Genomic DNA, 12,163 nt, shown 5'->3' with positions numbered 1-12,163 from the left:
ACGATGCACACGTTATATTGGATATTAATTTTTTTAGGAACCTATAGTTTTATGGAGTTTATGGCATGGTTTACTCATAAATACATCATGCATGGATTTCTTTGGAGTTTACATAAAGACCATCACCATAAAGACCATGATAACTGGTTTGAGCGGAATGATGCATTTTTTATATTTTATGCTGTAGTAAGTATTGGATTTTTCTTGCTTTGGAAATACACCAGTTTCTGGGCTGGTTTGCCTATTGGCTTGGGTATTTTTGCATATGGACTGTCCTATTTTATAGTTCACGATATTTTTATTCATCAACGTTTTAAACTTTTTAGAAATGCCAATAACTGGTATGCAAAAGGCGTAAGACGGGCTCATAAAATTCACCACAAACATTTAGGTAAAGGTGATGGTGAATGTTTTGGAATGTTATTTGTTCCTTTTAAATACTTCAAAAAATAACAATTAAAGTTTTTAAATGTCTGATAGTTCCTATTTCGATTATATTATAATAGGAAGTGGTTTAGCTGGTTTTCAATTGGCTTTAAAAATGGCATCTGATTCCTTTTTTGATGACAAACAAATTGCTTTAATTGATACCTCAAAAAAAAACACCAATGATAAAACATGGAGTTTTTGGGAAACTGAACCTTCACAATGGAATGATGTAGTTCATAAAAGATGGTATAAAGCCTCCGTTTTTACCTCTAAAAAATGCATAGAGTTAAATCTAAAGCCATATGTCTACAAAACAATTAGGGCTATTGATTTCTATAAAGTCGCTAAAGAAAAACTAAGAAATCATCCTAATTTTCATTTTATAATAGATCATGTTGAAAGCGTTTCAGAAAAACCTGAAATTGTGGTTTCAACAAAAAAAAACACTTACAGAGCATCCCATATTTTTGATAGCAGAATTCCTCAAGAATTTTTTAAAAAAACAAAAAAATATACATCTATAATTCAACATTTTAAAGGCATCATCATTAAAACTGAAAACGCGTTTTTTGATGAAACCAAAATTATTATGATGGATTATAGATTGAAAGATGGCGCACAAACAACATTTACTTATGTGTTACCTTTTTCTAAAACAGAGGCTTTAGTTGAGTTTACTTATTTCACTGAAAACCTTGTAGATGAAGCTACTTATGATAGATTTATTAAAACCTATATTACAGATTATTTAAAAATTAAAGCGTTTAAAATTATTGAATCAGAAAAAGGTAACATACCTATGACTAATTTTCCTTTTGAAAAATATAACACAAACCATATAACCAAAATAGGAACAGGAGGTGGTTGGGTAAAAGGCTCTACAGGTTATTCGTTTAAACATACCGAAAAGAAAGTTTTAAAAATAATTGAGAATTTAAAAACAAACAAAACACCATCAAAAAATTTATTCAAAAGAAAATATAAGTTTTATGATACGATTTTTCTTAAAGTTTTAAAAGATGAAAATCATAAAGGTGAATGGATTTTCGAACAGTTTTATTGTAAAAATGAATCTAAAACAATGTTTAAATTTCTTGATGAAGAGTCGAATTTTTTAGAAGAATTGAAAATCATGCAATCCCTATTCTCTTGGAGCTTTATAAAAGCGTTTTTTAAAACACTTTAACTATTAAACATTAAAAATAATGAAGCGCATCATATTAAAATATGACACGCTTCAAATGAGTTAAGAAATTTTTCTTCTTCAATGATATAAATAAACCTTAACTTTTTTTTAAATTCGATTCACCGTAATTGGATTTGATAAATCAAAGCAACCTTGTAAATTATTAGTGTTTTCACCCATAGTAGCTCCAACTAAACCATTTTCAAAACGTAAATACCAAATTAAACATACACCGGTTCCTGCCTCATCAAAATTAACGCCCTCCACAGCTGATAAAGTAGGTGGTAATCCTAATATGTTTCCACTTGCATCTGTAATTACCCAAGTGCTATTTGTGCCTTTTGCAGTACCATCTAAAGTTATACCTGTTACAAAATCTGGAGTTCCATCGACATCAAAAGTAAAAGGTCCTCCTGTAATTGCGCCAGCATTAACCTCATTTCTTGTAACCATAATGGCGTTAGATAAACTAAAATATCCTTGTAAATTGTTTGCATTCATTCCTACTTCTGCTCCCATCAAACCATCTTCAAAACGCAAATACCAAATTAAACAAACACCAGCACCTGCACTATCGAAATTAACACCTTCTAAAGCCGATAAAGTTGGTGGCATCCCTAAAATATTACCTAAATCATCTGTAATTACAAATGTACTATTGGTTCCAACGGCATTAGAATCTGTACTTATACCAGTTAGATTATCAACTTGTCCATCAATACAAAATGTAAAGGGACCACCAGACAAAGTTCCTGCTTCTGGTTTAGCTTTTCTATTAACAGTTATCGAATTAGATAAATTGAAAGTTCCTTGTAAACCATCTGCATTCATTCCTACTTCTGCACCCATTAAACCATCTTCAAATCTTAAATACCAAATAAGGCAAACACCCGTACCTGCATCATCAAAATTTACACCTTCAAGTGCCGCTAATGTTGGTGGTAATCCAAGAATATTTCCTAAATCATCTGTTACCACGAATGTGCTATTGGTTCCAATAGCATTAGCATCTGTTGAAATGCCTGACACATTATCTGGCATACCATCTACAATAAACGTAAAAGGTCCACCGGATAATATCCCTGCATTTGGTTCTGGATTTCTAAAAACCGAAATTGAATTAGATAAATCAAAACTACCTTCTAAATTGTTTGCGTTCATTCCTACTTCAGCACCTGTTAAGCCATCCTCATATCTTAAATACCAAATAAAACAAACGCCTTCACCAGCATCATCAAAATTTACACCCTCAAGTGCTGCTAACGTTGGAGGTAACCCCAGAATATTTCCCAAATCATCAGTAACTACAAATGTACTATTGGATCCAACTGCATTGGCATCAGTTGATATTCCACTTACATTATCAGGTATTCCATCTACAAAAAAGGTAAATGGACCTCCTATTAAAATACCGGCATTTGGTATTATTAGCGAAGTTTCATCATCACTACAAGATGAGGCAAAAACGCCTAGTGATAATAAAGCTAAAATCATTTTTCTAATCATCATTTCGTTATTTAAAGTTTATACCTCAAATTTACAATCTGATAATTTTTTAAAATGTTAGCTAGCTAACACTAAGCAATATTTTTATGAATTCTAATTTCTTTTCTATTAAATTGAATGATTTTTTCGTCTTTCAATTCATTTAAAAGAATGTTCAATGTAGGTCTAGAAGTTCCTATTAAACTAGCTATATCTTTTTGAGTGTATGGATGATTAATTACTTTATCACCTGTTTTATTACAATCGTATCCATACTCAGAACATAACTCATCAAGGAATTCCAGCAGTCTTGTTTTAGTATCTTTAAACATTAAAAGTTGAAGTCGCCTTTCGAGTTTTTGAAGTTTAAAACCTATGAATTTATATACTCGAAAGCTAAATGTTTCATTTTTTCGCATTAACTCATGCATCATTTCTACGCTAATGGGACATATACTTGTAGTACTATCTATTGACTGGGCAAACTCCTCTCGTTTTTGTTCGCCTAAAATAGCTTTTTCTCCAAATAATTGACCGCGTGACAAAATGGCTTTTGTAACTTCAGTTCCATCTTCGTTGTAATAACCTATTTTAACTTTCCCTTTCTCTATTAGAAAAACTTTATTAGAGGAGTCTTCTTCAAAATAAATATAATCTTGTTTTTTATAAGCATCAAAATTATGATCTTTTTTATACTCCTTAAATTTGTGTGGGCATAAAATCTTGAATAGATTTACGTCTTCAAAAAACCAAATTGGATTCATATTAAATTTATTTTGTTAGCATTTTAATAGGTCGAAAATAAAATCAACACCTTTCAAAAATTGGCATAAAAAAAACCCCCAATAGGAGGTTTTTTTTTACAGATTATAATATTTATTCTTCTTCGTCTACAACTTTAGCTTCTTCAACATTTTCGGTAAGACCATCTAGCATATTATATTGATGTAATAAATTGTACCATTGTATTACTTTTTTAATATCGCTAACATACACTCGTTCCTCGTCATAGTCTGGTAAAACATCAAAAAAATAGGCTTCTAATGTATCTTTGCTATCTTTAGGTAAAACGCTTGTTTGCTTACCGTTTTCTTTATTTTTTATGTTTTCAAAAACTTGTTTAAGTGGTACTTCTTCTGTTAATGTGTAAATGGCTATTTCGCTTAAAACACTTACATTATTCTGCACACTTACAGATATGCGTTTGTTATCGGTTAAAGATTCAGCTACAAAACCACCTCTGGTTTGTGTTATTAACTTATATAATCCCGGTTTGCCGGATATTGATAATACTTTATCTAAACTCATAAATTATTTTTTGAAAGGGGCAAATATCAACTGTTTATTAATGTCTTGCAAATATTATCGTTTCTTTTTTAGTTCAGGAAATCGCATTCTATAATCTACACTTATCTTTCCTTTAGATATGTTGGATAATCTGCCTTTTAATAAACGTTTTTTAAAACTAGAAAGCTTATCTGTGAACAAAACACCTTCTATATGATCGTACTCATGTTGAATGACGCGTGCAATTAAACCATCAAATGTTTCTGTATGTGATTTAAAATTTTTATCTAAATATTGAACTGTAATTATAGATTTTCTTGAAACATCTTCCCTAACATCTGGGATGCTTAAACAACCCTCATTGAAAACCCAATCTTCACCTTCTTCACTAATTATAACAGCATTAATAAAGGTACGTTTAAAACCTTTTAATTGCTTCATTTCTTCGTCTGTTAAATCTTCATCTTCAGAAAAAGGACTTGTATCTACAATAAACATTCTTATGGGCAAACCAATTTGTGGTGCTGCTAAACCTACACCACAAGCATTATACATGGTATCGAACATATTTACCAAAAGCTCATCAAAGTCCGGATAATCTTTAGTTATATCTGTTGCTTTCTTTTTTAAAACAGGATCGCCGTAGGCTACAATTGGTAAAATCATTATTTGTTTTTTGATGCTACAAAAATACTAACTTATAATTTATAGTAAGTATTTATGGTAAATTTATTCTTTTAAGATTTTTATTTTGAATAAAGGTAGCTTTGTAAAATAAGTGTTGCACTTATTTCATCAACCAATGCTTTATTTTTTCGTTGATTCTTTTTCAAACCACTATCTATCATGGTTTGAAAAGCCATTTTTGAAGTAAATCGTTCATCAACTCTTTTTATTGGAATGTTAGGAATTTCTTTCTCTAACTTAGTAATGAAAGCAGCGATGTAAACTTCACTCTGTGATGCCGAATTATCCATTTGTTTAGGCTCTCCAACTAAAAAAAGTTCAACTGATTCTTGCTTAATATAGTTTTTTAGAAATTGCAATAACTCTTTAGTTTCAACAGTTGTAAGACCCGATGCAATTATTTGAAGCGCATCAGTAACTGCAATACCAGTTCTTTTAGTTCCAAAATCTATTGCTAAAATTCTTGCCATTGCTTTTTTTTACAAAATTAATTAATAAAAAATAAAGGCCGTCTTTTTAGACAGCCTTTATTAAATTATTAACCTTAGTTAATTAATATTTGAAAATTATATTTTAAGCCTTTACAGCTTTATTTATACTTTGAAAAACTAAACTAATATTACCTTCATTTCTTTTACGAATTAAGTAAATTCTGATATCGCTATTGCCACGTGCAATAGTTTCTCTTAAATCGTTAGGAGTAATTAATAAAGTTTCGGTTTCTATTACTTTATTAACCTCAACATGATTAGCGTTGATAGTTTTTGTATCAACATTGGAAACAGAAATAGTATTAGTTACTTCAACTTCTACAGTTTTTATAGTGCTTTGTGCATTTCCTAGAGAGAAAAAAAGTAATAAAAGTAATAGTATGTAAAAATTTATTTTCATTCTGTTTTTTGTTGTTTGATGTGACAAATATATATTCAGACGAAGGCTTACTAACAATAAATTAGTTGTATACCGTGTATTTTCGATTATTAGAGAAGCGACTTATTTCTATCGACAAACAGTTAAAAAGCATATTTTTTACGGTGAAATACAACAAAAATGTATTTCATCGATTTTAACAATGCGCTCAAAGGAATAAATAGAATAACATTAGACACTTTTAGTTAGAAATTATTGCATTTTAAAGATCTATTTAAATGATATAATAAAGTTTATATACTTTAATTTTTTAAATGATAGCTTTATATTTGCTCAAAATTTTAATATCAATGACAGAATTACAGAAAACCATAGAAAATGCTTGGGAAAATAGAGACCTTTTAACTGAAGACACTACAACTGCTTCTATAAGAGAAGTAATAGATTTATTAGATAAAGGCGAATTAAGAGTTGCTCAGCCTATTGAAGGTGGGTGGCAAGTAAACGAATGGGTTAAAAAAGCCGTTGTTTTATATTTTCCTATTCAAAAAATGGAAACTATCGAGTGTGGTCCTTTAGAGTTTCATGATAAAATCCCATTAAAGAGGGGTTATGCCGAAAAAGGAATACGTGTTGTGCCTCATGCAGTAGCTAGACACGGTGCCTATATTTCTGCTGGTACTATTTTAATGCCAAGTTATGTAAATATTGGTGCTTATGTTGATGAAGGCACTATGGTTGATACTTGGGCAACTGTTGGGAGTTGTGCGCAAATTGGTAAAAATGTACATTTATCTGGTGGTGTTGGTATTGGTGGTGTTTTAGAGCCATTACAAGCTGCTCCTGTTATTATTGAAGATGATGCTTTTATTGGAAGTAGATGCATTGTTGTTGAAGGTGTTAGGGTAGAAAAAGAAGCTGTTCTAGGCGCTGGTGTTACTTTAACTATGAGTACCAAAATTATTGATGTTACTGGAGATACACCTGTTGAGTATAAAGGTCTAGTTCCCGCTCGCTCGGTTGTAATTCCTGGAAGTTATGCTAAAGAATTCCCTTCTGGAACTTACAATGTACCATGTGCGTTAATTATTGGTAAACGTAAAGATAGCACCAATAAAAAAACATCACTTAACGATGCCCTTCGTGAGCATAGTGTAGCTGTTTAAATAAGAAACACTTTTTAGTTTTTTTAAAACATAATAACTCTTAGAGTTTGAAAATTCTTGTTATACAACAAAAAATGATTGGCGATGTGCTTACTAGCAGTATTCTGTTTGAAGTACTTCGCCATCAATATATAAATGCTCAACTAGATTTTTTAATAAATGAGCACACCTACCCTGTTGTAGAAAACAATCCATTTATAGATAACTATTTATTTTTTACTGAAAAAGAATCAATCAGTAAAAAAGCGCTTTTGAAATTTGCAAAAAAAATAAAAAGCAACCAATACGATGTTGTTATTGATGTTTATTCAAAATTCTCAAGCAATCTTATAACAGCATTATCAAGATCTAAAATTAAAATCTCTAAGTATAAATGGTATACATCTTTTTTATATACGCATACTTTCAGAGAACAAAAAAAAACCAAAACTGTAGCTGGTTTAGCCATTGAAAACCGATTACAATTATTACAACCTATATTAAAAAAACAAGCTCAAATTATTCAACCTAAAATATATTTAACAGAAAAAGAAATTGAAGATTCAAAGCAATTTTTGTTATCTCATAAAATAAATTTGAATTTACCTTTATTCATGATTAGTGTTCTTGGAAGTAGTGCAAATAAAACCTACCCTTTAAATTATATGGCTAAAATTATTGATGTCATAGTAAAAGAGACTCAAGCACAAATATTATTTAATTACATTCCAAATCAAGAAACAGAAGCCAAAGAAATTTTTGATTTATGTGAAGATGAAACCAAAAAGCACATTTATTTTGAGGTGTTTGGAAAGAATTTAAGAGCGTTTCTAGCCATTACAAAACATTGTGATACTTTAATTGGTAATGAAGGTGGCGCCGTAAATATGGCAAAAGCCTTAAATATTTCAACATTTACCATTTTCTCTCCATGGATTTTAAAAGAAGCTTGGAATATGTTTGAAGATGGAAAAATGCACGTTTCTATTCATTTAAAAGATGTTAATCCAGATATTTACATGAATAAATCGTTAAAGGATATGAAAAAAGATGGAAACCAACTTTATAAGTTATTCAAACCAGAATTGATTATTCCAAAATTAAACATCTTTTTAAAAAATAAATAATTCAATTTTTATCAATCCCAAAAGGAGTTCTCGTTATTTTTTCTTTTTTTGTTTTTGCCCTAATTTTTTTATTTTTTTCAATCATTTCTGGTATTACATAACCTCTCTCATGATCTAGGTGTAAACAAATAGCACTGTAACGTATTTGTTTGGCTTTGATACCAGAATTAAATAAACGCTCTCCTAGTTCTCTATCTTCACCACCATACTGCATACGCTCATCATAACCATTTGCTTTTATAATATCTGCCTTCCAACCAGATGCATTATGTCCATTCCAAGTAGCTGTTGTTGGCGTCAAATTGTTTAAAAGTTTTTGCTTCAAACCTTTAGAAGTTATTTTATTGTTTTTAAAAGAATCTTTCAATCCATGTTGTTTTAACCAATTTATATCAAAACAAAATTGATTCCTTATATCATCAATAGAAATGAGTTCACTAATATGCATGGGCAGTTTAAAATACCCACCTGACAAAAAGTAACCTTTAGTTCTACAATCCATATGAGTTTGTAGAAAATCATTTCGTGCTATACAATCTCCATCAGTATAAACTAAATAATCACATTTACTTGCTACTGTAGCCTTGTTAAGTATGATGGTTTTTTGGAATCCATTATCTTCATGCCAAATGTGTTGGATTGGGTAAGATAAGTTTTTCTTTAAATTTTCAATAAGATTTATGGTGTTTTCATCAGAGCCATCATCAGCAATCACCACTTCAAAACTTTTAAAACTTTGATACTCATAACTCCAAAGCACCTTTTCTAACCATTCTGGATGATTATAGGTACTTATAATTACTGATATATCTAATGTTTGCATTGCCACAAAAATAACTATTTTTACGCAACCTTAATATAGAATATGATTAAACTATCAGGTGTTATTATTACTTTTAATGAAGAGCTAAATATTGAAAAGTGTTTACGCTCTCTCATAAATGTTGTTGACGAAATTGTGGTAGTCGATTCATTTTCTTCAGATAACACGAAAGCTATTTGTTCTAAATATCATGTGAAATTTATCGAACAAACCTTTTTAGGGTACGTAGAACAAAAAAACTTTGCATTAAAACAAGCATCAAACGATTATATTGTATCTCTTGATGGTGATGAAGCACTTTCTGAAGAATTACAAAAATCTATTTTAAATTTAAAGCACAATTGGGTTTTTAATGGTTATTACTGTAACCGTTTTAATAATTTTTGTGGGCAATGGATTAAACATTCAGATTGGTATCCCAACAGAAAATTACGTGTTTTTGATAAACGAAAAGCTGAGTGGAAAGGCATAAATCCTCATGATCACATAGAATTAAAAGATTCAAAAAATAACATAGGAAAATTAAAAGGTGATATTTTACATTGGACTTACCAAACCTATTCTGAATTTAATTTAAAAACTGACTATTTTTCAACTATTGCTGCAAATGCCTATTTCGATCTAGGAAAAAGAGCACCTTTTTGGAAAATTATTTTAAACCCAACTTGGGCCTTTTTTAAAGCTTACTTTTTAAGATTAGGATTTCTTGATGGTTTAAATGGCTTTGTAATTTGTGTACAAACAGCCAATATCACATTTTTAAAGTACACAAAACTAAAGGAATTAATAAATAAAAACAGATAATCATATAAAAACCATGTTTAAACACTACTTAATAACACGCTTTAATTTAAGAAAAACAGATTGGACTCTTAGTAAACAAAATGAATCTGTTTTAACAGATTCATGGCTTGAAAATAGATTTAAACTTTTTTTAGATTATTGTTTTCCAAGTGTTGCCTCACAAAATAATTTAAATTTTGAATGGCTAGTGTATTTTGATATAACAACTCCAGATTATTACAAAGAAAAAATTAAAAATTTAGAAAATGAATTAACCTTATTTAAACCAATTTTTGTTAATGGGATTGAAGAATTTTTACCAAACTTACAAAATTATATAACTATAAATTCCGGTGGATATGTAATAACTAGTGGGTTAGACAACGATGATTGTTTAAGTACTAATTATATAAATGAAGTACAAAAGCAGTTTAATAAACAAGATTATTTAGCCCTTGATTTTATTGACGGTTACACATTACAGGTTAATGATAAAATTAGAATTGGCAAAAAAAAGCATCAATTTAATCCATTTTTATCGCTCATAGAAAAAAATGATAATCCAAAAAGCATGTATCACAGAGAACATATGCATTGGAAATATGAAAAAAAATTAAAAACAATAAAAAATAAGGTAATTTGGGCCTCAATAATCCATCAAGAAAACATGGTAAACGAATTTACAGGTTTTGATAATATTGATATCCAACTATTTTTTGAAAATTTTAAAATTTCTGAACAGAAAAAAGCATTTATACTAAAACACATCGTTAATTATAAAAAATGGCGATTTGAAAGTTACTTAAACAAATTAGATTCTTACCGAAATGTGTATTATAAAAATATAAAGCGAAAATTAGGTTTGTATAAAGAATAACTAATTAAACTTTCTCCAAAAAAAATAAGTTTTCTTGAATCGTTCCCATTTTTTAAATTTCTCAGAAAATTGTTGTGAAAAGAAAAACATACGCTTTTCTACTTCTTCTTTAGTTTTACCTTTAATCAAATTTGAATATTCATCAGACAGGACTTTTAACATTTTATCTTTTGGAGATAAACGTGCAAAATTTTTCATACGCGCATCAAAATTCATGGTTTCAAAAGTCATTCTATTCAAATCCACTAAATAAAAATCATAACCTTTACCATTTTTTTTTATTAAAGTATTCCCTGGAGAATGATCAAGAAAATTAATATTTTTTTCATGAAGTGAAAATGTAAACCTTGTAAAAGCTCTCAATATGTCATTAAAATTATTAAAATTATCGTCATCTACCAGACTTCTAATCGTAAAATCGTAATTTAAAAGCTCACTTACATAGTAACTTTTTTTAAATAAAAAAAGAGAACTAAACTCAAAATAAGCAATAGGTTGTGGCGTTTTTATCCCCAAGCTAAGAAGCTTGCTTGCATACTCAAAGGAGCGTTGGGCTTTACTTTTTCTAAAAAATTTATAGACAATTTTATTTATTAAATTAGGCGATTTAAAAGATTTCACTACAATAGTTTTATCATTTATATCAAATAATTTTAACTGATTTCTATCTTGATTTGCAAAGGCTTTTCCTTTAAAATCGAAATTTTGAATTACAGAATCTAATAAATCTGAATAATCGTTATAATCGTTATGAATTTTTCTATTATTCATCAATTTTCTTTGCAACGGTTGCATATTGAACGAAACGCATATCTAATTGAGTGAAAAGTGTCAACAAATAAAACAAATAGGGTTTTATTGATTTACTTTTATTAATACCTTTATGTGTAATTACTTCAAAACCTAACTCCTCATACATGCGTTTAATGCTTTTTTTTGTAAAAAACCTTAAATGCGTTCTATCCATATTTCCAAAATCTTCATATTTCCAGTCTTTATGCAAAACCACTTTCATAAAACTTTTATAAAAGCGCACGTTTGGCAAAGAACTAACTACTATACCTTTTTTCGATAATTTGTTTTTAATAATATTTAAAACCCAATATGGATCTACAAGATGTTCTAAAACATCATTAAAATAAATAACGTCAAAATAGTTGTCTGGTAGATTTTCAATAAAGTCTTCACATTTACCAATAAAAACTGTATCTAACTTTTTTTTGGCTTCCTTACCATGCGTATCCATTAATTCAATGCCCCAAACTTCAGCTTTATTTCGCTCTTTAATAATTTCAGCAAAAGCACCGTTTCCACATCCTACATCCAATACAAATTTAGCATCATTTGGTAAAAATTCTAGCATTTCTTTACGAACATTATCGTAATAGCCTTTTGGTTTATTTTCGTAATCCATTTTTCAAAAGTATAAAATTTCATACATCCTTTTTAAACTAATCCTTAATT

The 12,163-nt window shown here is 29.2% G+C and carries 15 protein-coding genes; 6 read left to right on the top strand and 9 right to left on the bottom strand.

What is annotated here, in order from left to right:
* The first annotated feature begins 3 nt into the window (after positions 1–3).
* Both AC1XJX_RS10175 and AC1XJX_RS10170 read left to right on the top strand, forming a co-directional pair.
* The gene (locus AC1XJX_RS10175) at positions 4–453 is read left to right on the top strand and encodes a sterol desaturase family protein (protein ID WP_482003878.1); all 450 of its coding nucleotides are present in this window, start codon (positions 4–6) and stop codon (positions 451–453) included.
* 16 nt (positions 454–469) lie between these two features.
* Entirely contained in the window at positions 470–1,615 is a 1,146-nt protein-coding gene (locus AC1XJX_RS10170) for a lycopene cyclase family protein (protein WP_482003877.1), read from the top strand.
* Between the two features lie 108 nt (positions 1,616–1,723).
* On the opposite strand, the gene AC1XJX_RS10165 is transcribed toward AC1XJX_RS10170, so the two are convergent.
* The 6 genes from AC1XJX_RS10165 to AC1XJX_RS10140 all read right to left on the bottom strand — a co-directional run bounded on the left by AC1XJX_RS10165 (position 1,724) and on the right by AC1XJX_RS10140 (position 5,965).
* Entirely contained in the window at positions 1,724–3,124 is a 1,401-nt protein-coding gene (locus AC1XJX_RS10165) for a hypothetical protein (RefSeq protein WP_482003876.1), read from the bottom strand.
* 68 nt (positions 3,125–3,192) lie between these two features.
* A complete protein-coding gene (locus AC1XJX_RS10160; RefSeq protein WP_482003875.1) occupies positions 3,193–3,864 on the bottom strand; it encodes a Crp/Fnr family transcriptional regulator in 672 nt (223 codons plus the stop codon).
* A 112-nt stretch (positions 3,865–3,976) separates the two neighbouring features.
* On the bottom strand, positions 3,977–4,408 hold the full coding sequence (locus tag AC1XJX_RS10155; RefSeq protein ID WP_482003874.1) for a DUF5606 family protein: 432 nt from the start codon (positions 4,406–4,408) through the stop codon (positions 3,977–3,979).
* Between the two features lie 54 nt (positions 4,409–4,462).
* The gene (def, locus tag AC1XJX_RS10150; RefSeq protein WP_482003873.1) at positions 4,463–5,053 is read right to left on the bottom strand and encodes a peptide deformylase; all 591 of its coding nucleotides are present in this window, start codon (positions 5,051–5,053) and stop codon (positions 4,463–4,465) included.
* Positions 5,054–5,133: 80 nt separating this feature from the next.
* Entirely contained in the window at positions 5,134–5,544 is a 411-nt protein-coding gene (ruvX, locus tag AC1XJX_RS10145; RefSeq protein ID WP_482003872.1) for a Holliday junction resolvase RuvX, read from the bottom strand.
* A gap of 103 nt (positions 5,545–5,647) precedes the next feature.
* Positions 5,648–5,965 (bottom strand): hypothetical protein, encoded by a 318-nt coding sequence (locus tag AC1XJX_RS10140; protein ID WP_482003871.1) that lies wholly within the window; start codon positions 5,963–5,965, stop codon positions 5,648–5,650.
* A gap of 329 nt (positions 5,966–6,294) precedes the next feature.
* Here AC1XJX_RS10140 and AC1XJX_RS10135 point away from each other — a divergent pair, with 329 nt between their 5' ends.
* Positions 6,295–7,110 carry a 2,3,4,5-tetrahydropyridine-2,6-dicarboxylate N-succinyltransferase gene (locus tag AC1XJX_RS10135; protein WP_482003870.1) on the top strand — a complete coding sequence of 272 codons (816 nt, stop codon included), beginning with the start codon at positions 6,295–6,297 and terminating at the stop codon, positions 7,108–7,110.
* A gap of 47 nt (positions 7,111–7,157) precedes the next feature.
* On the top strand, positions 7,158–8,216 hold the full coding sequence (locus tag AC1XJX_RS10130; RefSeq protein WP_482003869.1) for a glycosyltransferase family 9 protein: 1,059 nt from the start codon (positions 7,158–7,160) through the stop codon (positions 8,214–8,216).
* 1 nt (position 8,217) lies between these two features.
* On the opposite strand, the gene AC1XJX_RS10125 is transcribed toward AC1XJX_RS10130, so the two are convergent.
* Positions 8,218–9,039 (bottom strand): glycosyltransferase family 2 protein, encoded by an 822-nt coding sequence (locus AC1XJX_RS10125; RefSeq protein ID WP_482003868.1) that lies wholly within the window; start codon positions 9,037–9,039, stop codon positions 8,218–8,220.
* A 42-nt stretch (positions 9,040–9,081) separates the two neighbouring features.
* On the opposite strand from AC1XJX_RS10125, the gene AC1XJX_RS10120 reads away from it, so the two are divergent.
* Both AC1XJX_RS10120 and AC1XJX_RS10115 read left to right on the top strand, forming a co-directional pair.
* The gene (locus AC1XJX_RS10120; RefSeq protein ID WP_482003867.1) at positions 9,082–9,843 is read left to right on the top strand and encodes a glycosyltransferase family 2 protein; all 762 of its coding nucleotides are present in this window, start codon (positions 9,082–9,084) and stop codon (positions 9,841–9,843) included.
* A gap of 13 nt (positions 9,844–9,856) precedes the next feature.
* Positions 9,857–10,699, top strand: coding sequence for a glycosyltransferase (locus AC1XJX_RS10115; protein WP_482003866.1), 843 nt, complete (start codon positions 9,857–9,859; stop codon positions 10,697–10,699).
* Here AC1XJX_RS10115 and AC1XJX_RS10110 read toward each other — a convergent pair whose 3' ends face one another.
* On the bottom strand, positions 10,700–11,470 hold the full coding sequence (locus AC1XJX_RS10110) for a lipopolysaccharide kinase InaA family protein (RefSeq protein ID WP_482003865.1): 771 nt from the start codon (positions 11,468–11,470) through the stop codon (positions 10,700–10,702).
* Positions 11,463–12,113 (bottom strand): class I SAM-dependent methyltransferase, encoded by a 651-nt coding sequence (locus tag AC1XJX_RS10105; protein ID WP_482003864.1) that lies wholly within the window; start codon positions 12,111–12,113, stop codon positions 11,463–11,465. Before AC1XJX_RS10105 ends, AC1XJX_RS10110 begins: the two co-directional genes overlap by 8 nt.
* Between the last annotated feature and the right edge of the window lie 50 nt (positions 12,114–12,163).

It is taken from the genome of Flaviramulus sp., assembly GCF_982512915.1.
This window is presented reverse-complemented; position numbering and strand designations above follow the sequence as displayed.